The organism is Carboxylicivirga sp. M1479, assembly GCF_007097485.1.
Classification (GTDB): Bacteria; Bacteroidota; Bacteroidia; order Bacteroidales; family Marinilabiliaceae; genus Carboxylicivirga.
This window is the reverse complement of sequence record NZ_VKDE01000101.1, coordinates 1-341: the sequence shown is the minus strand read 5'-3', so window position 1 is coordinate 341 and position 341 is coordinate 1. Positions and strand designations below refer to the sequence as shown.

The following is a 341-nucleotide window of genomic DNA, read 5'->3' as shown; positions in this document are numbered from 1 at the left end:
CTATTTGTAAAAGTTAGTGTGGCTTGTGAAAAGATTATATCCGTATTTAAAGATGAGATATCTACTTGTACGTCTGTTTGCGGTTGAGCATTTAATGCAACAGTAAAGGAGTGTCCTGTCGTGTTTTCGTCGATAGAAAATGGTCCTCCAGTAATAACTAATCCAGCAACATCGTTGTCTGTAATTGTAAGATTAATGTTTTGTGATAAGTTATCAAAATCATCATCACTATTCGGGTTATTAACTGCTATGCTGATTGGGTCATTTTCACTAATGAGGTCATCATCTTCAGGTGCAGGGAATGTTACTGTTTTGGCCGCCCAATCGCTATTTGTAAAAGT

At 36.7% G+C, this 341-nt stretch carries 1 protein-coding gene; it reads right to left on the bottom strand.

The window, feature by feature from the left end; all coding sequences use genetic code 11:
* A partial coding sequence (locus tag FNN09_RS21260) for a hypothetical protein (RefSeq protein ID WP_185969096.1) occupies positions 1-341 on the bottom strand: 341 nt, incomplete at both ends.